Annotated in this window: 27 protein-coding genes; 18 read left to right on the top strand and 9 right to left on the bottom strand. The window is 71.2% G+C overall.

Going from position 1 to position 22,985, the window contains the following annotated elements; all coding sequences use genetic code 11:
* Positions 1-115 precede the first annotated feature (115 nt).
* A complete protein-coding gene (locus ACGFIO_RS11200) occupies positions 116-1,066 on the bottom strand; it encodes an iron-containing redox enzyme family protein (RefSeq protein WP_392825049.1) in 951 nt (316 codons plus the stop codon).
* 73 nt (positions 1,067-1,139) lie between these two features.
* Between ACGFIO_RS11200 and ACGFIO_RS11195 the strand changes: the two genes are divergently transcribed.
* The gene (locus ACGFIO_RS11195; RefSeq protein WP_392825046.1) at positions 1,140-1,394 is read left to right on the top strand and encodes a CDGSH iron-sulfur domain-containing protein; all 255 of its coding nucleotides are present in this window, start codon (positions 1,140-1,142) and stop codon (positions 1,392-1,394) included.
* Here ACGFIO_RS11195 and ACGFIO_RS11190 read toward each other — a convergent pair whose 3' ends face one another.
* The gene (locus ACGFIO_RS11190; protein WP_392825043.1) at positions 1,395-1,766 is read right to left on the bottom strand and encodes a hypothetical protein; all 372 of its coding nucleotides are present in this window, start codon (positions 1,764-1,766) and stop codon (positions 1,395-1,397) included.
* A 215-nt stretch (positions 1,767-1,981) separates the two neighbouring features.
* Here ACGFIO_RS11190 and ACGFIO_RS11185 point away from each other — a divergent pair, with 215 nt between their 5' ends.
* Positions 1,982-2,314, top strand: a complete 333-nt coding sequence (locus ACGFIO_RS11185; protein ID WP_392825041.1) for an ArsR/SmtB family transcription factor — start codon at positions 1,982-1,984, stop codon at positions 2,312-2,314.
* 165 nt (positions 2,315-2,479) lie between these two features.
* On the opposite strand, the gene htpG is transcribed toward ACGFIO_RS11185, so the two are convergent.
* On the bottom strand, positions 2,480-4,318 hold the full coding sequence (gene htpG / locus ACGFIO_RS11180) for a molecular chaperone HtpG (protein ID WP_392825038.1): 1,839 nt from the start codon (positions 4,316-4,318) through the stop codon (positions 2,480-2,482).
* A gap of 269 nt (positions 4,319-4,587) precedes the next feature.
* Between htpG and ACGFIO_RS11175 the strand changes: the two genes are divergently transcribed.
* On the top strand, positions 4,588-5,781 hold the full coding sequence (locus ACGFIO_RS11175) for a macrolide family glycosyltransferase (protein ID WP_392825036.1): 1,194 nt from the start codon (positions 4,588-4,590) through the stop codon (positions 5,779-5,781).
* A gap of 46 nt (positions 5,782-5,827) precedes the next feature.
* On the opposite strand, the gene ACGFIO_RS11170 is transcribed toward ACGFIO_RS11175, so the two are convergent.
* Positions 5,828-6,244, bottom strand: coding sequence for an excalibur calcium-binding domain-containing protein (locus ACGFIO_RS11170; protein WP_392825033.1), 417 nt, complete (start codon positions 6,242-6,244; stop codon positions 5,828-5,830).
* Positions 6,245-6,447: 203 nt separating this feature from the next.
* Here ACGFIO_RS11170 and ACGFIO_RS11165 point away from each other — a divergent pair, with 203 nt between their 5' ends.
* Complete coding sequence (locus tag ACGFIO_RS11165) at positions 6,448-6,900, top strand: peptidoglycan-binding protein (RefSeq protein ID WP_392825030.1); 453 nt, start codon at positions 6,448-6,450, stop codon at positions 6,898-6,900.
* A gap of 169 nt (positions 6,901-7,069) precedes the next feature.
* On the opposite strand, the gene ACGFIO_RS11160 is transcribed toward ACGFIO_RS11165, so the two are convergent.
* On the bottom strand, positions 7,070-7,261 hold the full coding sequence (locus ACGFIO_RS11160) for a hypothetical protein (RefSeq protein WP_392825027.1): 192 nt from the start codon (positions 7,259-7,261) through the stop codon (positions 7,070-7,072).
* A 297-nt stretch (positions 7,262-7,558) separates the two neighbouring features.
* On the opposite strand from ACGFIO_RS11160, the gene ACGFIO_RS11155 reads away from it, so the two are divergent.
* Together ACGFIO_RS11155 and ACGFIO_RS11150 are read left to right on the top strand one after the other, a co-directional pair.
* Positions 7,559-7,927, top strand: a complete 369-nt coding sequence (locus ACGFIO_RS11155; protein ID WP_392825025.1) for a hypothetical protein — start codon at positions 7,559-7,561, stop codon at positions 7,925-7,927.
* Between the two features lie 74 nt (positions 7,928-8,001).
* Positions 8,002-8,790 (top strand): alpha/beta fold hydrolase, encoded by a 789-nt coding sequence (locus ACGFIO_RS11150; protein WP_392825022.1) that lies wholly within the window; start codon positions 8,002-8,004, stop codon positions 8,788-8,790.
* Here the strand turns inward: ACGFIO_RS11150 and ACGFIO_RS11145 are convergent.
* Complete coding sequence (locus tag ACGFIO_RS11145) at positions 8,765-9,037, bottom strand: transcriptional regulator (protein ID WP_392825019.1); 273 nt, start codon at positions 9,035-9,037, stop codon at positions 8,765-8,767. The genes ACGFIO_RS11150 and ACGFIO_RS11145 overlap by 26 nt on opposite strands.
* Positions 9,038-9,156: 119 nt before the next feature.
* On the opposite strand from ACGFIO_RS11145, the gene ACGFIO_RS11140 reads away from it, so the two are divergent.
* The 4 genes from ACGFIO_RS11140 to ACGFIO_RS11125 all read left to right on the top strand — a co-directional run bounded on the left by ACGFIO_RS11140 (position 9,157) and on the right by ACGFIO_RS11125 (position 12,493).
* A complete protein-coding gene (locus ACGFIO_RS11140; RefSeq protein WP_392825016.1) occupies positions 9,157-10,008 on the top strand; it encodes a Scr1 family TA system antitoxin-like transcriptional regulator in 852 nt (283 codons plus the stop codon).
* A gap of 14 nt (positions 10,009-10,022) precedes the next feature.
* A complete protein-coding gene (locus tag ACGFIO_RS11135; protein WP_392825013.1) occupies positions 10,023-10,217 on the top strand; it encodes a DUF397 domain-containing protein in 195 nt (64 codons plus the stop codon).
* 153 nt (positions 10,218-10,370) lie between these two features.
* On the top strand, positions 10,371-11,477 hold the full coding sequence (locus tag ACGFIO_RS11130; protein WP_392825010.1) for a M48 family metallopeptidase: 1,107 nt from the start codon (positions 10,371-10,373) through the stop codon (positions 11,475-11,477).
* Between the two features lie 113 nt (positions 11,478-11,590).
* Positions 11,591-12,493, top strand: coding sequence for a GNAT family N-acetyltransferase (locus ACGFIO_RS11125; RefSeq protein WP_392825007.1), 903 nt, complete (start codon positions 11,591-11,593; stop codon positions 12,491-12,493).
* A gap of 87 nt (positions 12,494-12,580) precedes the next feature.
* On the opposite strand, the gene ACGFIO_RS11120 is transcribed toward ACGFIO_RS11125, so the two are convergent.
* Together ACGFIO_RS11120 and ACGFIO_RS11115 are read right to left on the bottom strand one after the other, a co-directional pair.
* Positions 12,581-13,249, bottom strand: coding sequence for a hypothetical protein (locus tag ACGFIO_RS11120; RefSeq protein WP_392825004.1), 669 nt, complete (start codon positions 13,247-13,249; stop codon positions 12,581-12,583).
* A 77-nt stretch (positions 13,250-13,326) separates the two neighbouring features.
* Positions 13,327-14,121 carry a CDP-alcohol phosphatidyltransferase family protein gene (locus ACGFIO_RS11115; RefSeq protein WP_392825001.1) on the bottom strand — a complete coding sequence of 265 codons (795 nt, stop codon included), beginning with the start codon at positions 14,119-14,121 and terminating at the stop codon, positions 13,327-13,329.
* A 105-nt stretch (positions 14,122-14,226) separates the two neighbouring features.
* Here ACGFIO_RS11115 and ACGFIO_RS11110 point away from each other — a divergent pair, with 105 nt between their 5' ends.
* The 5 genes from ACGFIO_RS11110 (at position 14,227) to ACGFIO_RS11090 (ending at position 18,565) form a co-directional block, all read left to right on the top strand.
* Positions 14,227-15,201 carry a zinc-binding alcohol dehydrogenase gene (locus ACGFIO_RS11110; protein ID WP_392824998.1) on the top strand — a complete coding sequence of 325 codons (975 nt, stop codon included), beginning with the start codon at positions 14,227-14,229 and terminating at the stop codon, positions 15,199-15,201.
* A 4-nt stretch (positions 15,202-15,205) separates the two neighbouring features.
* Positions 15,206-15,604 carry a 6-pyruvoyl tetrahydropterin synthase family protein gene (locus ACGFIO_RS11105; protein ID WP_392824995.1) on the top strand — a complete coding sequence of 133 codons (399 nt, stop codon included), beginning with the start codon at positions 15,206-15,208 and terminating at the stop codon, positions 15,602-15,604.
* Between the two features lie 107 nt (positions 15,605-15,711).
* Positions 15,712-16,710 carry a glycosyltransferase family 4 protein gene (locus ACGFIO_RS11100; RefSeq protein ID WP_392824993.1) on the top strand — a complete coding sequence of 333 codons (999 nt, stop codon included), beginning with the start codon at positions 15,712-15,714 and terminating at the stop codon, positions 16,708-16,710.
* Entirely contained in the window at positions 16,707-17,483 is a 777-nt protein-coding gene (locus tag ACGFIO_RS11095) for a class I SAM-dependent methyltransferase (protein WP_392824990.1), read from the top strand. The genes ACGFIO_RS11100 and ACGFIO_RS11095 overlap by 4 nt, the downstream gene beginning before the upstream one ends.
* A gap of 59 nt (positions 17,484-17,542) precedes the next feature.
* A complete protein-coding gene (locus ACGFIO_RS11090) occupies positions 17,543-18,565 on the top strand; it encodes a lysylphosphatidylglycerol synthase transmembrane domain-containing protein (protein ID WP_392824987.1) in 1,023 nt (340 codons plus the stop codon).
* A 16-nt stretch (positions 18,566-18,581) separates the two neighbouring features.
* Here the strand turns inward: ACGFIO_RS11090 and ACGFIO_RS11085 are convergent, their stop codons facing one another.
* A complete protein-coding gene (locus ACGFIO_RS11085) occupies positions 18,582-19,271 on the bottom strand; it encodes a RibD family protein (protein ID WP_392824984.1) in 690 nt (229 codons plus the stop codon).
* Between the two features lie 166 nt (positions 19,272-19,437).
* Between ACGFIO_RS11085 and ribA the strand changes: the two genes are divergently transcribed.
* From ribA to pip, 3 genes are read left to right on the top strand one after another with little or no spacing between them, the layout of a single operon-like run.
* Complete coding sequence (ribA, locus tag ACGFIO_RS11080) at positions 19,438-20,088, top strand: GTP cyclohydrolase II (protein ID WP_392824982.1); 651 nt, start codon at positions 19,438-19,440, stop codon at positions 20,086-20,088.
* Between the two features lie 33 nt (positions 20,089-20,121).
* Positions 20,122-22,029 carry a SpoIIE family protein phosphatase gene (locus ACGFIO_RS11075; protein ID WP_392824980.1) on the top strand — a complete coding sequence of 636 codons (1,908 nt, stop codon included), beginning with the start codon at positions 20,122-20,124 and terminating at the stop codon, positions 22,027-22,029.
* Entirely contained in the window at positions 22,026-22,952 is a 927-nt protein-coding gene (gene pip / locus ACGFIO_RS11070) for a prolyl aminopeptidase (protein WP_392824977.1), read from the top strand. The genes ACGFIO_RS11075 and pip overlap by 4 nt, the downstream gene beginning before the upstream one ends.
* The last annotated feature ends 33 nt before the right edge of the window (positions 22,953-22,985 follow it).

Here is a 22,985-nt window from a genome sequence, read left to right as displayed (position 1 = left end):
CCCGGTCAGTAGGGGTTGCCGGTGCCAGGCAATCTACCTTGGAGCAGGTCTCGGCCGCCCGGCCCGGCAACCGGTCGGTCGACGTCAGCGGCGTCCTCAGGCCCAGCGCCGCCGACTACGACCCGGATCGCCACTCCGCCAGCAGGCTCGCCGCCCAGCGGTTGTCCAGGGCGAGCGCGCACCGCGCCCCGAACAGCACGTCGCCGGCCAGCTCGGGCTCGGCCGCCGCGAAGCCACCGGCCAGGTCGTACGCGGCGATCTGCTCGTGCACCGCGTCCGCCTCGACGTGCTCGTCGTAGAAGGCGGTGGCAGTCGCGTCGCCGCCGAGGCGGCGCAGGCCGTTGCCGTAGTTGCGGTTGGGTGCGGTCGAGGTCATCTCGTACGCGGCCAGATGCCCGATGAGCGCGCCCCGGCGGCGGCGGTGCAGCCCGAACAGTGACATCACGTTGTTGTTGGCCAGCGTCGGGGCGCCCACCGTCTCGACGTACGCGCCGTAGGTGAGGTCGAGCCGGAACCAGCGCATCGTCTGCTTGAACAGTTCCTGGTGCATGCGCGGGGCGACGCCGCCGCCGTACTCGTCGATCTGGATCTCGATCAGTGCCGCCTTGGGCCGGCCGGCCAGCCGCGGGATGGCGAACGTGTGCGGGTCGGCCTCCCGCAGGTGATAGACCGACCGATGCCGGACGAAGTCCCGGAACTGGTCGTAGGTAGCCCTTCCGCGCAGATACTTGGACAGCGACGGCCCGTCATCGGACCGGGCCAGCTCGATCAGCCGGTGCGGCAGTTCGGCCGGCTCCACCGGTTCCGGGCGGCCGGCCAGGGCGTACAGGTCGTCCAGGAAGCGCGCCTCGAGGTCCCGCCGCCCGCCCAGCAGGCCGGGGTCCCACTCCCAGGCGTCGTCCACCCCGTCCCAGCCGCGATAGGCCAGCTCATAGGTAACGAACAGGGCCAGGTGCAGGTCTTCGTCGTCGTCCGGTACGAGCGACTGCGGCAGTCCCGACGCACGCCCGGCGAGCAGGTCGATCACCGCGGCGGAGGCGGTCCCCCGCGGACCAGGAAGCTTCATGCCGTCAGGGCTTCCCGGCGAAGATCGAGGTAAACGTACGTTTCAAGGCCGTGATCGCGGCAATCCAGCCGCCATGAGCTCAACGATCATCCCGTACGAGGACGGCCCGCTGATCGTCCGTGGTGACTTCACCCTGCAGACCCCGGACGGCACGGTCATCGAGCCGGGCCGCCCGACGATCGCCCTGTGCCGCTGCGGCCGCTCGGCGATCAAGCCGTTCTGCGACGGCACCCACAAGGCCACCGGTTTCCGGGCTTCCACCAACCGCGAGACCGCGCCCCGGCCCGCCACACCGGAGGCGCGGGACGCGGCCCCGCGCCGGGTGTAGTCACAACTCCATCGCCTGCTCGATCAGGCGCAGCCGGTGACGGGCCATGGCCAGGTTGGCGGTCTGCTTGTTCAGTACCAGATAGATGAACAGGCCGCGGCCGGTGCGGCCGGTGACCGGGCGGATCAGGTGGTACTGCGTGTCCAGGGTGACCAGGATGTCCTCGATGCCGTCGCTGAGGCCGAGCATCTCCTTGGCGCGCAGCTTGGCCCGCAGGAGGTCGGTGTTGGCGGCCGCGGCGACCGCCACGTCGAAGTCGCGGGTGCCGCCGGCCGTGGCCAGCGCCATGCCGCTGGTGTGGTCGACCACGGCCGCGGCGGTGGCGCCGGCGATCTGCAGGGCTTCCTTGAGTGCCACTTCCACTGCTGCCATCGGGATGTTCCTCTCGCTGGATCCGGCGACGCCCGGAAGCATCAGCGAGATCGGCCCCGGTGGATCGGACCCGGTGTGCGACAGCCGCGCGCGACACGCGGCGAGGATGGCGTGTGTCGGACGCGGAGTTGAAGAGTTCTGCAACTCAACAGTTCGAAATTCCCGAACGGGTGCTTTCGGTTGCGGGTGCGGGCGGAGCAGGCCAGGGTGGGCGCGTGTCGGTGCCGCTGTATCAGGCGAAGGCGGAGATGTTCCGCGTCCTCGGCCATCCGGTGCGGATCCGGGTGCTCGAGCTGCTTCAGGCCGGCCCGCGACCGGTACGCGACCTGCTGGCCGAGATCGACGTCGAGCCGTCCAACCTGTCCCAGCAGCTGGCGGTCCTGCGCCGGGCCAGTGTCGTGGTCTCGTTCCGTTCCGGCGGCTCGGTGATGTACGCCCTGAGCACCCCGGCCGTCGCCGACCTGCTGGCCGCCGGCCGCCGCATCCTGGGTCAGGTCCTGGCCGACCGCGACGGCCTCCTGGCCGAACTCCGCGACTCCCGCGCCTGACCCACCACGCTCAACCCCAGTGGCAGGTCAGGGCGGTATCCGGGTCCCGGATACCGCCCTGAGCTACCACTGGGGTTGAGCGCGCGACCAATTACGCAGGTGGAGCGAAGCGACCTCGGCGGGAGCGACGGTCCGCACCACCCACCGAGCTACGACATCGGTCTTCTAAAGGGTTTTCGTGAGGTGCTCGGCCAGCAGCTTGGCGAAGCGGGCCGGGTCGTCCAGGTCGCCCCCCTCGGCCAGCAGGGCGGTGCCGTAGAGCAGCTCGGCCGTCTCGGTCAGCGCGGCGTCGCCGGGCCGGGACTCGTGGGCGGTACGCAGGCCGGCGACCAGCGGGTGGGACGGGTTGAGCTCGAGGATGCGCTTGACGTGCGGCACCTCCTGGCCCATCGCGCGGTACATCTTCTCCAGCGTGGGCGTGATGTCGTCAGCGTCGCTGACCAGGCAGGCCGGCGACGTGGTCAGGCGGTGCGACAGCCGCACCTCCTTGACCTGCTCCTCGAGCGCGCCCTTGAGGAAGCCGAGCAGCGGGTCGAACTCCGGAGCCTCTTCGTCCGTTTTGTCAGCGTCGGGCAGATCGACGTTGCCGCGGGCGATGGACTGGAACTTCTTGCCGTCGTATTCCGGGACCGCCTCGACCCAGATCTCGTCGACCGGGTCGGTGAGCAGCAGCACCTCGTAGCCCTGGGCCTGGAACGCCTCCATGTGCGGAGAGTTCTCGACCTGCGAGCGCGACTCGCCGGTCAGGAAGTAGATCTCGTCCTGACCCTCCTTCATGCGCGACACGTAGTCGGCCAGAGTCGTGGGTTCGGCGCCGGAAGTGGACGAGAACGAGGCGATGTCGAGGATGGCCTTGTGGTTGTCGGGCTCGGCCAGCAGGCCCTCCTTGATCGCCCGGCCGAACTCGCGCCACAGCGTCGCGTACTTCTCGGGCTGGGCCCCCTGAAGGTCCTTGATCGTGGAGAGGACCTTCTTGACCAGGCGGCGGCGGATCAGCTGGATGTGCCGGTCCTGCTGCAGGATCTCACGGGAGATGTTGAGCGACAGGTCGGCCGCGTCCACCACGCCCTTGACGAAGCGCAGGTAGTCGGGAAGCAGCTCACGGCTGTCGTCCATGATGAAGACGCGCTTCACGTACAGGTGCAGGCCGCGCTGGCCGTCCCGCTGGAACAGGTCGTGCGGGGCCCGGGACGGGATGAACAGCAGAGCCTCGTACTCGAACGTGCCCTCCGCCTTGAGGTTGACGATCTCCAGCGGGTCGGTCCAGTCGTGGCTGATGTGCCGGTAGAACTCGTGGTATTCCTCGTCCTTGACGTCCGAGCGGGGCCGCGCCCAGAGCGCCTTCATCGAGTTGATGGCGTCGGGGCCGTCGTTGAGGCGGATCGGGAACGCGATGAAGTCGGAGTACTTCTTGACGATCCCCTTGATCTTCCACTCGTCGGCGTAGTCGAAGAGCGCGTCCTCCTCGTCGGCCGGCCGCAGGTGCACGGTCACCGCGGTCCCGACCGGCGCGTCGGTGACCTCCTCGATCGTGTACGACCCCTCGCCCGCCGATTCCCACCGCGTCCCGGTGTCGGTGCCGGCCTTGCGCGTGAGAAGCGTCACGCGGTCGGCGACCATGAACGTCGAGTAGAACCCGACTCCGAACTGCCCGATCAGCTCCTTGGCGTCACCGGACTCCTTGAGCTGCCGCAACATCTCGGCCGTGCCCGACTTGGCGATCGTGCCGATCAGCGTGACGACCTCGTCGCGCGACATGCCGATCCCGTTGTCGGTCACGGTCAGGGTGCGCGCCTCGGAGTCCACCGTGATCCGGATGTGCAGATCCGACGTGTCGGCCTCGACGCCGTCCCGCAACGTCGCCAGGCGCAGTTTGTCCAGTGCGTCCGACGCGTTCGAGATGAGTTCCCGCAGGAAGATGTCCTTGTTCGAATAGATCGAGTGGACCATCAACTGCAGCAACTGCCGCGCCTCGGCCTGAAACTCCAGTGTCTCCGCGCTCATACTCCCGCTCTCCGTGCTCGTTTCGGCTACCCACCGATGGTATAGAAGCGCTCCGAAGATCAACTTCAAGAGCCGCATGTCGTAGCTCGGTGGGTGGTACAGACCGTCGCTCCCGCCGAGGTCGCTTCGCTCCACGTGCGTAAATGGTCGCTCGGAAACAACCCGTACCCCCGGAAGTTGCCCTTCCACCCCCCTTACCGGCGGGTACGGTTTACCCCCATCACGCGCCCGGCGAGAGTTCTCGACACACGGCACCGGAAGGGGTCAGGTTGCATTTCGCGTTCGTCGGCCGGGACGGGGCCGGGCACGTCAATCCCGTACTCCCGGTGGTGGCCGAGCTGGTCGGCCGCGGGCACCGCGTCACCTACGCGGTCGGCGCGCCGTTCGCCGAGGCGGTCCGGCGGGCCGGGGCCACCTGTCTGGTGTTGCCGGCGGCCGAGTTCCGGCACGGCGGCCGGTCCGGCCAGAGTGCCCTGCGCGACACCACCACCGACGTGGTCGCGATGATCGCCGACCTGCTGCTGGCCCACACCGACCGCGAACTGCCGGTGCTGCGCGAGGCCTTCGCCGCCGACCCGCCCGCCGCCGTCTGTTACGACACCAACTCCCTGGCCGGGGCCATGCTGGCCGACCTCGAGAAGGTCCCCGGCGTGCAGCTGCGCCCGACCTTCGCGGCCAACGAGCACTACACGCCGCTGCAGGAGTTCGTGCCCGACCCCGGCCGGCTGGCGGAATCGATGGCCGCCGCCGACGAACGGGTCCGCGCCTACACCGCGACGTTCGGCGTCACCCGGACCCTCGGCACCGTCCTCACGCGTAGCCCCGGCGAACTGGACGTCGTCTTCGTGCCGAAAGAGTTCCAGTACGCGGGCGACACCTTCGACGACCGCCACGTCTTCGTCGGACCGTCCGAGCACCAGCGCGTCGACGCCGCCGACTGGGAGCCCCCCGCCCCCGGCACCCGCCTGCTCTTCGTCTCCCTCGGCACCCTGATGAACCGGAACCCGGAGTTCTTCCGCACCTGCGTCGAGGCTTTCGCCGGCACCGCGTGGCAGGTGGCGATGGCCGTCGGCGACCACGTCGACCTCGGCGCCGTACCCGCCAACATCGAGGTCCGCCCCTACTTCCCGCAGCTGGAAGTGCTGAAGCACGCTGCCGTGTTCGTCACCCACGCCGGCATGAACTCCACCATGGAGGCCGTGCTCAACCAGGTACCCACGGTCGCCGTGCCGCAGATGCCCGAGCAGCGGGCCAACGCGCGCCGCCTCCACGAACTGGGTCTCGGTGTCACCCTGACCGAGCCGGACCCGTCGGCCCTGCGCCGCGCCGTGACCGAACTGGAGCGCGACGAGACCACCGGCCGGAACCTGGCCGCGATGGCCGAGCGGTTCCGCGCGGCCGGTGGAGCCGTCCGGGCCGCCGACGCCATCGAGCGTCTCGTCACGGCCCCGGCCGAGCCGTGACGCACCGCCCCACCCCGGGCACCCGCCGGCATGGTCCGGGCCCGGCTCAGTCCTCGCAGCCGATCCCGTCGCCGTCACGGTCGAGTTTGCGGCTGTAGCCGGGGTCACCCTCGTGGATCGGGGCCGCGTCGGCGTCCCGGACGGCGTCGCAGTTCTTGTAGTAGACCGCCTGCTTCGGCGTCTTCTTGGGCTTGGGCTTCTTGGTCGTGGCCGGCTTGGGCTTTGGTTTGGGCTTGGGGCGGGCCGGCGGCGTCGCGGTGGGCGTGGGCTCCGGCGTGGCGGTGGGCGCCGGCGGTGTGGGGCTGGTCGTCGCGGCCGGGGCCGGGGTGGTCACCTCGTCCAGGGCGCGGACGGCTCGACTGTCCCCGTCGGACGGGCTGCCGCAGGCGGACAGGCCGGCACCGCTCAGGCTCAGCGCCACCGCCGCGGCCAGGCCGCCGATGGCCTTCTTCAGCGGGATCATGTCCAGAAAGGATCGTCCCCGACTACCCGGACTGTAAGAACCGTTCGGTTGACGTTTCTGTCTGATCGAGGAGGACCGGGCGACATACATCCATCGGGCGTTACCAGCGCGCAGAGTGTCGGTCACCTGACTGAGAGTTTCCATTCGTGTCGGGTAGGCGACAGGATGGCCCCGACGGACGGTCCTGGAGAGGAGCGATCGACATGTTGCAGCCCTGGCCGGTGGTACACCGCGGCGACAAGGCGCACCCCGTTCCGACCCTGCAGTACCTGCTGCGCGAGCAGGGGCGGGTGGTCCTGGTGGACGGCGAGTTCGGGCCGCGCACGGACGCGGCGGTGCGCGCCCTGCAGCATCAGCGCAACCTGGCCGAGGACGGCGTCGTCGGCCCGGTCACCTGGCGGGCCCTGATCACCACCCGCCGGCGCGGCGACCGGGGCGAGGCGGTGCGGGCGATCCAGGAGGAGTTCCAGGTCCGCAACGCGTCCGGCAACCCGTCGTGGGCGCCGCGGGTCGACGGCCACTTCGGCCCGATCACCGACGGCGCGGTCCGCGCGTTCCAGCACGCCCTGCGGGCCGGCGAGCCCACGATCGTCGTCGACGGCGTGGTCAACGCCTTCCTCTGGCAGGCCCTGCTGGGCGGGATGCTCATCCCCTGACCCGGCGCCCGGCCAAAACACAGCCGGCCCGGCCAAAACACAGCCCAGCGCGGTCAGAAAAGCAGCCCAGCGCGGTCAGAAAGCAGCCCAGCGCGGTCAGAAAGCAGCCCAGCGCGGTCAGAAAAGCAGCCCAGCGCGGCCGGAGAGCGGCCGGGCGCTGAAACCCGCCTCAGGAGCAGCCGGGTCCCGCCGCCACGCCGCCGGCGATGCGGTAACGGGAGATGTCGCCGCGGACGTACGGCCGGACGTCGTCGATGGTGCGCGGCGGGTCGGCGTGCAGCGACCCGTAGGCCACGATGGCCTGGTCGACCGCGCGGCACGTGGCCTGATCGGCAACCGTCGACGCGCGGTCGGTCAGCACGCCCGGGTTATACGCAACGTAAGCTAACCCTGCCACACTCATAGTAATCGCCGCCGCCATCGCGACCTCGCCGATACGCACTGCGCGACCCTAGCCGACGTAACCCGGCGTGACAAAGCGCCAAATTCCGCTCGGGACAAAGATCACTCTCCGTAGAGAGGGAAGCAGATCACGATCCGGCCCATAGCAGCGGCATTGATGGCATACCGAGCAAGCCGGAGAAGCATTGACGAGCATCACAAATCGTCCGTACCGTCGATACACAGTGCAACGGGGTAGTCACGCTCGGAGGATCCCATGCGTCGTGCCGCTGTCGTCGTCCCCCTCATCCTCGCGGCCCTCTGGGTGGCCGCGCCCGCACAGGCCTTCGCGCACAACGAGGTGCACAGCCCGGCCCTGCACGCCGTCCTCGACGGCCTCACCCTGATCGTCGTCACGGCACCGGTGTGGACCGTCGTGCTGTGGAGCCGCGGGAACAAATGGCTGCTGGCCGGTCTGATCGCCGTCGTTCAGATCCCGGTCGCGGTCATCGCGATGATGCCGATCGACAATCCGGTCGTACATCTGACGCTCTTCGCTCTGGCCCTCGCCCTGACCGCGATCTCGCTGCGAATCGCACGGGTCGGCCCGGCCGCCGGGAGTGTGCGCGCCCAGGCCGACGACTGACCCGCCGGCGTCGCGTTCCGGGCCGGTGGTTGGCTTCCCATCAAGCTGTCAGGATCTTGGCCCAGAATGCGGGCATGGCGGACGTGACGATGGTGCCGGCGGGCGGGGTCGACCTGTGCGTGCAGACGTTCGGCGCCCGGCCCGACCCGCCGGTGCTGCTGATCGCCGGCGCGGCCGCGGCGATGGACTGGTGGGACGACGAGTTCTGCCGGCGGCTCGCGGCCGGGTCGCGCCGGGTGATCCGGTACGACCACCGCGACACCGGCCGCTCCACGTCGTTCCCGGCCGGCGCCCCGCCCTACGACTGGCCCGACCTCGCCCACGACGGGCTCGCCCTGCTCGACGCGCTCGACGAACCGGCCGCGCATCTGGTCGCCTTCGGCCTCGGCGGGCTGCTCGCCGCGCATCTGGCCGCGACCGCACCGGACCGCGTGCGGTCGCTGACCCTGATCTGCCCGGCGGCCTTCGCCCCGTGGCCGGACGCCGACTGGGGTGACCGGTGGGCGGCCGTCGACCGGATCGTGGCCGAGGTGCGGGAGCGGGCCGGTCCGTTCCAGCCGGACGAGCCGCGGCTGCGCCGGCTGGCCCAGACCGTCTTCGACCGCAGCATCGACATGATGTCCACCCGGATCAACCACCGGCTGGTGTTCGCCGACGCCGGTCCGCCCGCCGGTCCTCTGAACGCACCGACTCTCGTCCTGCGCGGCAACCTCGAGGTGCCCGGCCCGGCGCCGGCCGGCGCGCGGGTGATCGTGCTCGACGGCATGGGCCACGAATATCCGCCCCGAGCCGTCTGGCCGCAGGTGCTCGGCGAGATCCTGCGGCACACGTCGTCGCTCAGAGCGGTGGGCGACGCTTCATGACCGCCGTCGGGTAGGACGTCTCGCCGCCGATGTTGGTCACGTTGACCAGGTCCCAGCCGAAGTTCATCAGGTGCTCGGTGGCCACCATCAGCTGAGACAGGCGCTCGCCGCCGCCCATGCCGCGCGAGGACAGCACCGCCAGCAACTGGAACGGGTACTGCGACAGGTCGACCCGGCCCTCCAGCAGGCTCTGCGCGCTGACCGTGCGCGTACGGAGAAGCTTGTCAGCGGTTTCCATGCTCGCCATCGGCCCAATCTAGAGCCTGGGCGGTCAATGGCACTCTTACGACTGACCTCTTCGCGATGCCACTTGCGCAGTGACTAGTAGTCACTGGCACACTAGAAGGCAGCGAGAGGAAGGTGTCGATGTCCACCACGCGTAAGCAGCCGTCAACGATCGGCCGGCGCCGGCTGGCCAGTGAGTTGCGGATTCTTCGTGGGGAGATCCCTCGCGAGAAGGTCAGCGAGGACACCGGGATCAGCACCGGCACCATTTTCAAGATGGAGAAGGCGCGGACGCGGCCCCAGCGTCGCACGCTCATCCACCTGCTCACCTACTACGGAGTCGAGGAGGACAAACAAGCCGATCTACTCAGCCTTCTGCGCCATTCCAGCGACCTTCAGTGGTTGCGGGAATTCGGAGACAATCTGCCAGGGCACTACCAGCACTTCATCAGTTTCGAACGTGACGCCATACGGCTCTCGACGTACGAGGCGGCCTTGGTGCCCGGTCTGCTTCAGACCGCGGCGTACACCGAGGCATTGATCCGGGCTTCGCAACCCCAAACGTCGGACGACGAGGTCGAACGGCGTCTCGAGATCAGAACGCACCGTCGTGAAGTTTTGAGCCGCGAGCGGCCCGTGCGTTTACGGGTGATTCTGGACGAAGCCGTGATCCGCCGCCGCGTCGGAACTCCCCACGTCCACCGCGAGCAGCTTGATCATCTGCTCGCCGCGACTCAGATCGCGAATGTGCGCATTCAGGTGATCCCGTTCACCGCAGGTGCGCACATGGGCATGAGCGGCAAATTCACGATTATGGAATTCCCCGAGCCGGATGCCCCGATGGTCTACACCGAGAACGCCAGCGGCGGTCTGTTCCTGGAGAGCGCAGCCGAACTTCGCTTCTATCGGGACAACTATCTACGGCTCATGGCGCTGGCTTCGAGCGTCAACACAACCCAACGAATGATCAGAGAAGCGGCCGAGGCCGCGTAGTGGAGGACTTTCCGATGGATCTTGCCAACGCGAAATGGTTCAAGAGCAACCGCAGTACCGGGGACGGGGAGTGCGTCGAGGTGGCGCGGCTCGACGACGTCGTCGCCGTGCGCGACTCGAAGGACCCGGCCGGCCCCGCGCTGATCTTCACGCCGGCCGAGTGGGCCGCGTTCGTCGGCGGCGCCAAGGACGGTGAGTTCGACTTCTAGGACCGGCGCCGGTGCCGGTCAGCGCCGCCCCGCTGACCGGCACCGGTCCGCCAAAAGTCGCAGAGACGCGTCCCGGAAGTCCGGCTGTGAGCCGATGCGCCGCCACCCCCGCGTGCCCCAGGCTCGGCACACTCGAATCTCGGAGGGGAAGAGATGACCATCGACGATGACAATCGGCCGGCCCGGCCCCGAGTGACGCTGACCGGCATCAGCTCGCGTGCCTGGGAGCACCCGGCCGACCGCGGCGCGCTGACCGCCCTGCGGGAGCTGCGCGGTTTCGACGACGTCGTTAAGGCGTTCTTCGGGATGTGGAACGAGCGGGCGTTCCGCCTGTCGTACCTGGCCAATGCCATCCGCGTCGACCATCGGCAGTACCCACGGGTGTACCAGGTCTTCACCGAGGCGGCGACCACGCTGGACGTGGCCGAGCTGCCCGAGCTGTACGTCGGGCAGGACCCGGTCATCCACGGCGAGGCGATCGGGATGGACAAGCCGTTCATCGTGATCAGCACGGCCGCGGTCGAGAAGCTGGACGACGACGAACTGCGGGCGCTGCTGGGCCACGAGATCGGACACGTACGCTCCGGCCACGCGGTCTACAAGACGATCATGATGATCCTGACCAAGTGGGCCGCGAACGTGAACTGGATCCCGATCGGCGCGATCGCGCTGCGGGCCATCATCGCCGGCATGTACGAGTGGTGGCGCAAGGCCGAGCTCTCGGCCGACCGCGCCGGCCTCCTGGCCGGTCAGGACCCGGGCGCCTCGACGCGCCTGCTGATGAAGGTCGCCGGTGGCGGGGACCTGTCCCAGATCGACACGGCCGCGTTCCTGGAGCAAGCCCAGGATTACCGCGGCGGCGGCGACCTTCGGGACAGCGTCCTCAAGATCGGCATGACGATGTACGCCAGCCACCCGGTCCCGGTCGCCCGGGCCGCCGAGCTCGCCCGCTGGGTCGAGTCCGGCGAGTACACGGCCATCCTCGGTGGCGACTACCCGCGCCGGGACGGTGACGGCAACGCCTCGGTCACCGAGGACGTCAAGGCGGCCGCCTCGCACTACCGCGAGGCGTTCAACAACTCCCCCGACCCACTGGTGCACCTGGCCCGCCGGGTCAGCGGCGGAGCGGCCGACTTCGGCGGGTGGGCCGGCACCCAGGCCGGCCGGGCCCGCAACTGGGCGAGCACGGCCGCCGACGCCGCGTCCCGGGCCGCCCGGGGCGAGGACCGTCCGCCGCAGGGCCCGCCGCAGGAGGGCTAATTCGATTCCGGTCCGGCCACCCGTTCTGCTAGAACGGGTGGCCGGACCGTGTTCCCGATCCAGAAAGGAGGACTACGCCGTGTACGCCGATCCCTCCTCAGTCTGGAGAAACTGTGTCTGCACTGACTCTGCGCCCGATCACCGGGCCTGACGAACTCGACCTGTTCAACCGCCTGCCCTACGTCCTGAACTCGGAGATCGCCACCGACCTGGACGCCGGTCGCCGCCGTCTCGAGTGGCTGTGGCTGGCCCTGCGCGGCGACCGTGTGGTGGCCCGAGCCGGCTGGTGGTCCCGCCCGGGCGACCCGCACCCGCTGCTGATGGACGTCTTCGACGTGGCCGGCGACCCCGGCGACGCCGTGGAACTGCTGGCGGCGGCCATCCCGGCGGTGACACCGGCCGGCGCGAGGCCACCGGAATACCTGCGTTTCGTACCAACGGATTGGCGCACCGGGCCCCGCGCCTGGATGGACACGCTCGTACGCGCCGGGGCCGAGGTCTTCGTCGAGCGCCTCCGCCTGGAATGGCGCGCCGGCGACCCGGTCCCCGGCGACAGCGGGCGGCTGCTCTTCCGGCCGATGCGCGGCCCGGACGAGCTGATCGACCTGATGACGCTGGTCCTGAACGGCACGCTCGACGCGCACAGCCGGGCCGGCCTGACCCGGACGACCGCCGCCGAGGCCGCCCGCGCCCAGTACCGCGACGAGCTGGAACGCTACGAGAGCCCGCACGACTGGTGGCGGATCGCGACGCTGCCCGGCGGCGAGCCGGTCGGTTTCGTCATCCCCGCGCACAACGGTTACAACTCGGTGATCGCCTACATCGGTGTGGTCCCGGCCCACCGCGGCCACGGCTACGTCGACGACGTGCTGGCCGCGGGCACACGCCGGCTCGCCGCCGAGGGCGCCCAGCGGATCCGGGCCAACACCGACGTCGGCAACACTCCGATGGCGGCGGCGTTCGCCCGGGCCGGCTACCGCACCGTCGAGCACCAGGTCGACATGACCTGGCGCTGACAAACCCCGGCCGAGCAAATCAGTGGTAGGCCCGGGCGGTATTCGGGTCCCCGACACCGCCCCGGCCTACCACTGTGATCGTGGGGCTCAGCGCGTCTTGCGGCTCAGGCCCGGAATCAGCGTGATGCCGGCGATCATCGAGCCGGTCACCATGGTCGAGTAGGCGACGAACAGCGCCAGCCCCTCCGCGTTCGAGGCGGCCATGGTCACCAGCGCCAGGATGAAGGCGGCCAGCGTCGAGCCCAGCACCAGCGTCCACGCGGCCATCTTCTGCGCCACCGTCCAGCGCTGCGACACCGACGCGATCACCATGCCGGCCACCGGCGCCACCACCGGAAGGACGAAGCCGCCGCCCATCAGCAGCCCGATCGCCGCGCCGTCGGCCGCGGTGCGGTCCGGGACCGGGATCGGGTCGGGCGGGGGCGGTGCCGGGCGGTAGGCCGGCACCACGCCGGCCTGGTGCATGGGCAGGCGCAGGTGAGCCGGCATCCGGCCGCGGCGGACGGTGCCGACCAGCGCCTCCGGCGGGCCGAGGCGTCCGACGATCTGCTGCGGGTCGGACAGTGGGTCGGAGACCGACGTACGCCGCATCGCGATGTAGTCGGCCACCATGGTCATCAGCTCGTCACGAAGATCCGGCGACAGGTCCTCGCTCTCCGCCCAGAGCGCGGCGAGGTAGTCCAGGACGATGACGTCGGCGTGGGCCAGCGGTGCCGTCTGGTCCAGTGGCTCAGCCTGGTGAGGTGCGGAGGTCATGGGCCGAAGCATGTCGGTCCGGGTCACGCCCGCGCATCGGTCCGTGGGCGGGACGTAGGCGACCCCGACTACGACTTTCAGCCGACTGCGGCCGGGGTGTGCAGGACGCGGCGGCGGTGCCGGACGATCGGCAGATCGGTGCGGGCGGCGGCGGCCCGGCGCAGCTGCTCGGTGCGCCACAGCCAGGCCGTGTCCCGGCCGAACGACCAGGTCAGCGAGATCAGCGCGACGGCCAGCCCGGCGAACGCGACGGCGTACGGCAGGATGTGCGCGGTCGCCACGACCAGCACCACGCCCTGGGTGGCGGCCACCGTCTTGCGGGAGAACTTCGGCGACAGCGGCGCGGTCAGCCACGGCGCCACCCAGGAAGCGGCCACGAACACGTAGCGGAACGCGCCGATCGCCACCGTCCACCAGCCGAAGTTCCCGCCCACGAAGACACTGAGCACGAGGATCAGGAACGCGTCGATCTCCATGTCGAAGCGGGCGCCGAGCGCTGTCGTGTTGCCCGTACGCCGGGCCACCTGACCGTCGACGCCGTCCAGCGCGAGCGCCACGCCGACCAGGGTGACCAGGGCGGCCATGTGCACCGGCCGGGTGAACGAGGTCACGACCAGCGCGGTCACCCCGCCGACCATCAGCGCGCGGGCGAAGGTGACCAGGTTGGCCGGGCCGAGCCTGGTCAGTCCGGCGCGGCGCAGGCCGAGCGCGAGCAGGGCGCAGAGCATGACGCCGTACGCCGCTCCGGCCACGAACCCGCCGGTCGAGAGGCCCACGGAAGCGCCCAGCGCGATCAGCAGAACGGCCTGCACAACAAGGCCGAGCGCCGGTCCACGACTGCTGGACGTAGCCGTCTGGGTACTGGAAGTCACCGTGCCTCCCGGGTGGCAAGATCAGTTGCCGCGTATGGTTGCCGCTGTCAACGGCGAATACGCTCGCCGAGCCAGATTCGGTTCAGCCTGTCTAGGAGTTCTTCTATGCCGGGTAGCGCGTCCGCCTTCTGGATGACTTCCCCGGGCCGGGGTGAGATACGCACCCAATCCCTGCCGGACATCGAGGAAGATCAGGTTCTGGTGCGTACGCTGCACTCCGGCGTCAGCCGCGGCACCGAGACGCTGGTCTTCTCGGGCGGCGTACCGGAAAGTCAGCACGCGCTGATGCGTGCACCGTTCCAGGAGGGCGACTTCCCGGCGCCGGTCAAGTACGGCTACCTCAACGTCGGCGTGGTCGAGCGGGGCCCCGCCGCGCTCGAGGGCCGCACGGTCTTCTCTCTTTACCCCCATCAGACGAGGTACGTGGTGCCGGCGTCGGCCGTGACGGTGGTCCCCGACGACGTCCCGCCGGCCCGGGCCGTGCTCGCCGGGACGGTGGAGACCGCGGTCAACGCCGTCTGGGACGCGGCGCCGCTGATCGGCGACCGGATCGCGGTCGTCGGCGGAGGCATGGTCGGCTGCTCGGTCGCCGCCGTGCTGGCCGGCCTCCCCGGCACCCGGGTGCAGCTGGTCGACGTGGACGAGTCCCGGGCCGCCGTGGCCACCGCGCTCGGCGCCGGCTTCGCGACCCCGGCCGACGCCGCCGGCGACTGCGACCTGGTGATCCACGCCAGCGCCACGTCGGCCGGCCTGACCCGCTCGCTCGAACTGCTCGCGCCCGACGCGACGGTCGTCGAGCTGTCCTGGTACGGCGACCGTCCGGTCACAGTCCCGCTGGGCGAGTTCTTCCACTCCCGCCGGCTCACCGTGAAGGCGAGCCAGGTCGGCGGCATCCCGCCGGGCCGGCGTCGTACGTACGCCGAACGCCTTGCCCTCGCCCTTGATCTGCTCCGCGACGAACGGTTCGACTCCCTGATCACGGGGCACTGCGACTTCACCGAGCTGCCGGCCGTGCTGCCGCGGCTGGCCGACGGCTCCCTGCACACGCTGTGTCACCTGGTGCATTACGAAGGAGAGTGAGAGTTTGTTCAGCGTCACCGTCCGCGACCACATCATGATCGCGCACAGTTTCTCGGGTGAGGTCTTCGGCCCGGCGCAGAAGCTGCACGGCGCCACGTTCGTGGTCGACGCCGAGTTCCGGCGCCCCGACCTGGATGCGGACAACATCGTCGTCGACATCGGCCTGGCCGGCGAGCAGCTGCACGCGGTGTGCGGCGCTCTCAGCTACCGCAACCTCGACGACGAGCCCGGCTTCGCCGGCGTCAACACGTCGACCGAGTATCTGGCCAAGGTCATCGCCGACCGGCTGGCCGCGGCGATCGGGGCGGGCTCGCTCGGGGCGGGCGCGTCCGGGCTGACCGGGCTGCGGGTGACTCTGCACGAGTCGCACATCGCGTGGGCGTCTTACGAGCGCGATCTCTGACCGGCACGCCTCCCCGGAGCCCAGGTGATGCATATGTGTGCTCAGAGCAAAGCCGCACGCCTCCCCCGAGCCCAGGTGATGCACATGTGTGCTCAGAGCAAAGCGGCATGAGCGAGCTCTGGTTCGTGCTGCCGGGCGGAGTGGACGATCCGGACCGGCCCAGTGGCGGCAACCGCTACGACCGGGCCGTCTGCGACCGCCTCGCCGGGGTGCGGGAGATCGCGGTGCCGGGCTCGTGGCCGCGGCCTTCGGCGCGTGAGGCGGAGGCGCTGGCGCGCGCCCTCGACGATATTCCGGACATGTCCGATGTGGTGATCGACGGGCTGGTCGGCTGCGGGGTGCCCGGTGTGATCGAGGCGGCGGCGGCCCGGCTGCGGGTGGTCATTCTCGTCCACCTTCCGCTGGGTGACGAGTCGGACGCCGCGGCCGATCTCGTGCCGCTGGAACGCCGGGCCCTGCACGCCGCGGCCGCCGTCGTGGTCACCAGTGAGCAGGCGGCGGCCCGGGTGGCCGACCTGCACGAGCTGCCGCCGGACAAGGTCTCCGTCGCTCCGCCCGGCGTCGACGCCGCTCCCCGGGCCGAGCCCTCCCCGGGCGGCGGGCGCCTGCTCTGCGTCGCGGCCATCTCGCACCGCAAGGGCCAGGACGTGCTCCTGCGCGCGCTCGACGACCTCGGCGACCTGGACTGGACCTGCACCTTCGCCGGCGCCGGCAGCGCGCCACCGGCGGCCGGGCGGGTGGTCTTCGCGGGCCCTCTGGGCGGGGCCGCACTGGACGCCGCCTACGCCGGCGCGGATCTGCTGGTGCTGCCGTCGCGGGCCGAGACCTACGGCATGGTGGTGACCGAGGCGCTCGCCCGGGCCGTCCCGGTGCTGGGCACCCGGGTCAGCGGGGTGCCGGAAGCGCTGGGGGCGGCGCCGGACGGCACGGTGCCGGGGCGGCTGGTGCCACCGGGCGACCCGGGGGTGCTGGCGGCGGCGCTGCGGGACTGGCTGACCGACGCGGGACTGCGGGAGCGGTGGCGGGCGGCGGCACGGGCGCGGCGGGAGACGTTGCGCGGATGGGACGAGACGACCCGACTATTGAGCGAGGTGTTACGGGGATGAGTGACGGGGATTTCAGCGCGGACTGGCTGACGCTGCGGGAGCCGGCCGACGCCGCGGCGCGGGATCGAGGGCTGGTGGACGTGTTGCGGGCCACCCTCGACGGCGAGCTGGTGGTGCGGGACCTGGGGTGCGGGACCGGATCGATGGGGCGGTGGCTGGCGCCGCGGCTGGGGCGGCGGCAGCACTGGGTGCTGATGGACCGGGACCCGGCGCTGCTCGAGCACGCCCGCGAGCATCTGCCCGAGGGCGTCACCGTCGAGACGCGGCAGGGCGACGTGACCGGCCTGACCGGCGCCGACCTGACCGGCACCGATCTCGTCACGTGTTCGGCGCTGCTCGACCTGCTCACCGAGGAAGAGGTCGGCGCGCTCGCCCGGGCCTGCGCCGAGGCGGGTACGGCCGCGCTGTTCACGCTGTCGGTGACCGGTGAGGTGTCACTGGACCCGGCCGATCCGCTCGACGACGACATCGCGGTGGCCTTCAACGAGCACCAGCGGCGTGAGGCCGGCGGGCGGCGGCTGCTCGGCCCGGACGCCGCCGACGTCGCGGCGGCGGCCTTCCGGGCGGCCGGAGCCTCGGTGACCGTGCGGCCGGCGCCGTGGCGGCTCAGCACCCGGGACACCGGGCTCGCCGCCGAATGGCTGCGCGGCTGGGTCGGTGCGGCCGTGGAGCAGCGGCCTGACCTGCGGGTCGACGAATATCTCAAGCAGCGCGAGGCGGACGGCTTCGCCGCGCGGGTCGGTCACGCCGACCTTCTCGCCAGGTTTGTTTGAACCGTTCTCCGGTGGCCCGGCGTACAGGAGGGTGACGGGCTACCGAGGGGACAGTAATCGTGACGCGTTCGGTCTGGGCATGGGTTCGCGTGCTCGGCGGTGCAGCCATCATCGGCCTCCTGGTCTGGAAGCTGGGCACCTCCGCCTTCCTCGACGGGCTGCGGGTGATCGACGGCGGCACGCTGCTGGTGGCGTTCCTGATCGGCGTCACGACCACCGTGTTCAGCGCCTGGCGGTGGTGCCTGGTGGCCCGCGGGATCGGCATGCGGCTGCGGCTGCGGGCGGCGATCGCCGACTACTACAAGGCGCTCTTCCTCAACGCGGCACTGCCGGGCGGGGTGCTGGGCGACGTGGACCGCGCGGTGCGGCACGGCAAGGACACCGGCGACGTCGGCCGCGGGGTGCGGGCGGTGGTTCTGGAGCGTACGGCGGGCCAGATCGTGCTCTTCGTCGTCGGCCTGACCGTGCTGGTCACCGTACCCTCGCCGGTCCTGGACGAACTGGAGCGGCACGGAGCCGCCGCGGCGACGACCGCCTCGATCATCATCGCGGCCGCCGCGACGGTCGTGCTCGGCACGCGCCGGCTGCGCGCCGGCACCTCGCGGATCGCCCGGGGCGCGCGCACCGCTCTGCTCGAGATCCGCGCCGGTCTGCTGTCCCGCCGCAACTGGCCCGGCGTGGTGCTGGCGTCGAGCGTGGTGCTCGCCGGTCACCTGGCGACGTTCGTGGTGGCCGCCCGCGCGGCCGGTTCGACCGCCTCGGTGCTGCGGCTGGCCCCACTGATGCTGCTGGCCCTGCTGGCGATGACGCTGCCGCTGAACGTGGGCGGCTGGGGACCACGCGAGGGCGTAACGGCGTGGGCGTTCGCGGCGGCGGGCATGAGCGCCACCCAGGGCCTGACGATCGCGGTGGTGTACGGCGTGTTCGCCTTCGTGGCGGCGCTGCCCGGCCTGATCGTGCTGGCCGCGCGTTTCGTCGCCCGGTCCCGTACGCCGCAGCCGCTCGACGAGCCGGTCGAGGAGCCGGTCTTCGTGCCGGCGCAGCGGCCCGCGCCGCGTGTGTTGGCCACGACGGGTGCCTGAGCTACCCCGCGCCGAACTACTTCACGAACCGGTCGGAGAGCGCGTAACGAAGCAGGACCACGTCGCCGATCTGTTGCACGGACGCCAGATCGGCGCGGCGGTCCCGGCTCCACGGGAAGTCGCCGTCGTGCACGAAGCGTGGCGCGCGGGCGTCGCCCACGAAGATCGGCGCGATCACCAGCTGCAGCTCGTCGGCCAGGCCGGCGGTGAGGAACTGGGTGTGCATGGTGCCGCCGCCCTCGACCATCAGCCGGCGTACGCCCCGGGTGTGCAGATCGTCGACCACCCGGCCGACGTCGACCGGTTCGCCGCCGTCGATCACCTCGGCCACCTCGCCCAGGCGGCCGCGGGCCTCGCCGGCCGTGCCGGACGCGCAGTAGACCAGCTTGGTCACCTCGCCGGCCTGGAAGAACCGCGCCGCCGGGTCGAGGTCACAGCGGCCGGTGACCGTCACCTTGATCGGCGACGGGTGCTCGCCCCGGGCCACCCGCGCCGCCCGGCGCTCGGCCGAGCGGACCAGCAGGCGGGGGTTGTCGCTGCGTACGGTGGCGGCCCCGACCAGGATGGCGTCGCAGCCGGCGCGTACCTCGTCGACCCGGTCGAAGTCGGCGTCGTTGGACAGCAGGAGCCGCCCGGCGGTGGCGTCGTCGACATAGCCGTCGATGGACATACCACAACTGAGCAGCACGTACGGTCGCTCACGCACCGATGATTCCTCTCTGGCGAGCGACGATCGTCACCCTGACCGATCATGGTGCGTCCAAGATAATCGGAGCTTGGATTGCTGGCACATTCACGAGCTGTTACGGCATGGTGACGGAGATCTTCGGGCATCTTCGCCCGTGGCGGGGACCGCGTTTCGAGGAGGGCCGATGACAGAGACACCCGAGGCGGTCGTACGGACTCAGGTGACCGTCCCGTTGCGGTTCGGCGACGGCTACACCACCAGCGCCCGCGTGTTCACCTTCGACGGGCTCGTGGACGGCAAGGAACACCTGGCCCTGGGCCTGGGCGACTGGCGGCGGGCGGTGGCCCGCTCAGCCGTCGGCGGGCGCGCTCCCCTGGTCCGGCCGCACAGCGAATGCCTGACCGGCGACGTGTTCGGCAGCCAGCGCTGTGACTGCGGGCCCCAGTTGCGGGAGGCGGTGGAACGGATCACCGAGGCCGGGGGGCTGCTGCTCTACCTGCGTCAGGAGGGCCGCGGCATCGGGCTGTACGCCAAGCTCGACGCGTACGCGCTGCAGGACGCCGGGCTGGACACGTACGAGGCGAACGTGGCCCTGGGGCACGGCGAGGACGAGCGGGACTACACCGCGGCGGCGCAGATGCTGCTGGCCCTCGGCGCCGAGCGGATCCGCCTGCTCAGCAACAACCCGGACAAGGCCGAGCAGCTGATCGCCGCGGGCGTGAAGGTCGAGGAGCAGATCCCGACCGGCGTGCACGTGTCGGCGGCCAATGTCCGGTATCTCGCGACAAAAGCCTCACACACCGCCCATACGATCGACCTTCCCCTGGCGGAGTGAGCCGGAGCGGCCGGGATGGGGCAGGATGGGACGGTGACCCAGCCCGCGGACGAGGGTCTGCTCGCCGACGCCATCGAGCAGCTGCCCTTTATCCTCGCTGCCTGCGAGGGTCCTGAGCTACGCATGGTCGCCGTCAGCGGCGCTACCCGGGCGGTGCTCGACGGCCGCGAGATCATCGGGCGTCCGGTCCGCGAGGTGCTCAGTGATCTCGTCGGGCAGCAGTTCCCCGACGCGTACCACCAGGTCTACGCGACCGGGGTGCCGATCAGCGGCCAGGAGTGGCGGGCCCACCTGGACGCGCCCGACGGCACCACGGTCGAACTCTGGGCCAACTTCACGATCACGCCGTGGCGCAACCCCGACGGGTCGCTGCGCGGGGTGATCGGCGCGGGCTTCGACGTGACCGAGAGCGTACGCACCCGGCAGGCCGCCGAGGCGCAGGCGGCCGACCTGCGCGACGTGGTGTCGGCGTTGCAGCGCGAGCTGCTGCCGGCCGGCCTGCCGGTGCTGCCCGGGGCGCAGATCGCGGCCAGCTACCTGCCCGCGGTGGCCGACAGCGCGGCCGGCGGCGACTGGTTCGACGCGGTGTGCCGGCCCGACGGCTCGGTCGCCCTGGTGGTGGGCGACGTGGTCGGCCACGGCGTCACCGCGGCCGGTGTGATGGGCCAGCTCCGCGCGGTGCTACGGGACCGGCTGGACACCGGCGCCCATCCGGTCGACGCGCTGGCCGCGGCCGACCGGTTCGCCCGCCGGCTGCCGCCCGCGCACGCCACCACCGTCGGCCTCGCGCTGCTCGACCCGGCCGACGGCACCGTGACCTACTGCACCGCCGGGCATCCGCCCCCGCTGGTCGTCACCGCCGCCGGTCAGACCCGCTATCTGCCCGGCACCGGCGGCACCCCGCTCGGCACCGGCGCGTTCTTCCCCGTCCGCACCGAGACCCTCGACGTCGGCGACCTGCTGATCCTCTACACCGACGGCATCCTCGAGCGCCCCGGCCGCACCATCGCGGGCAGCACCGCCGAGCTGGCCCAGGTGGCCGCCGACAGCGCGGCCGGGCGGGCCCTGCACGCGCCCGAGCAGACCCCGGCCGAGCGGGTCTGCACGCAGACCGTGGAGCTGCTGGTCCGGACGACCGGGCACAGCGACGACATCACGCTGCTGGCGGCCCAGCGGGTGCCCCCGGCCGCCCCGCTCGACCTGGCCCTGGCGGCCGAGGCGGGCACGCTGCGCCCCGCGCGGGCCGCTATCGACCAGTGGCTGACCTCGGTCGGCGCCACCGATCGAGACATCTTCCTGCTCCAGCACGCGCTCGGCGAGCTGATGACCAACGCGATCGAGCACGCCTTCGACGGGGTGGCCGAGCCGCCCTCGGCGCCGGTGGTGCGGCTGCACGCCGAGCTGAACCCGGCCGGCGCCCTGGAGGCGACGGTCACCGACCAGGGCCGGTGGCGCGAACCGGCGCGGCAGTCGATGCGCGGCCGCGGCCTGGCGCTGACCTCGCAGCTGGTCGAGACCATGCGGGTGGAGCCGACGGGCGAGGGAACGGTGGCGACGGTACGCCACACGCTGACCCGCCCGGCCCGGCTGCTGGCCGAGGCGCCGGCCCTGCGCCCGGCGGTGGCAGCGGCCGAGTTCCGGATCACCGACCTGGCCGGCGCCGAGGGCGGCGTCCGCGTCCTCGGTGTCCTCGACACGACCACCGCCGAACGCCTGGAACAGGGCCTGCTCCAGCGCAGCCGGGGTGGCACCCTGCCGCTGACCGTCGACCTGACCTCGGTCGCCCACCTGGCCAGCGCCGGGGTGTCGGCGCTGCACCGGGTGGCCGAGCGGCACGGCCGGCAGGGCGGCAAGCTGACCCTGGTGGCCGCGCCCGAGACGCCCGCGCGGTACGTGCTGGCGCTGGTGGCCATCCCCGACGTCACGATCGGACCGGTGTGAGCGATCACCTCATCGACAGTGGACATCTACCGGTCGGCAACGGCCACGAGATCTACTGGGAGGAGTGGGGCGCACCGGACGGCGTACCCGTCGTCTGTCTGCACGGCGGTCCCGGCGCCGGCTTCAACGACACGCACAAGCTGCTCTTCGACCCCGAGCGGCACCGGGTGCTCTTCCACGACCAGCGCGGATGCGGCCGCAGCACACCCACCGCCGGCCTCGAGGGCAACACGTCGGCCCATCTGGTCGCCGACATCGAGGCGCTGATGACGCACCGGGGCTGGGACACCGCGCACGTCGCCGGCGGCTCGTGGGGTTCGTCGCTCAGCCTGCTTTTCGCCATCGCCCATCCGGACCGGGTCCGCGGCCTGCTGCTGTGGAGCGTCTACCTGCTGCGCCGGCAGGACGACGAGTGGCTCACGCTGGGCGGTCCGCGCACGCACTTCCCGGCCGAGTGGGAGACGTTCATCGCGCCGGTTCCGGCCGAGCTGCGGGCCGGCGCCCGGCAGGTCACCGATTGGTACGCCGGGAAGTTCCAGACCCCCGACGGCCTCCGGTACGCCCGGATGTGGGCGACCTGGGAGCTGTCGCTGTGCTCGGCGAACTACGACGCCGCGGCGGTCACCCGGTTCGTCGAGACCGACGACAACACGCTGACCTGCGCGATCATCGAGTCGCACTTCGTACGCAACGGTGGCTTCGTGCCCGAGAACTTCCTCCTCGACTCGCTCGGCGCCATCCGCCACCTGCCCTGTCACGTGGTGCAGGGCCGGTTCGACATGTGCACGCCGCCGGTCGAGGCCTACGACCTGGCTCGCGCGTACGGCGAGAACCTATCGCTCGTCCTGGTGAACGCCGGCCACCTGCGCACCGAGCCCGCCCTGGCCGCCGCCCTGCGCGAGGCAGCCGCCGGGCTCAGCTGACCCACCCGTAGTCCACCGACCACGGCCGCCCTG

The sequence above is a fragment of the Actinoplanes sp. NPDC049265 genome, from assembly GCF_043197135.1.
GTDB lineage: Bacteria > Actinomycetota > Actinomycetes > Mycobacteriales > Micromonosporaceae > Actinoplanes.
Note: the sequence above shows the minus strand (reverse complement) of the source record. Positions and strands in the feature narration are given on the sequence as shown.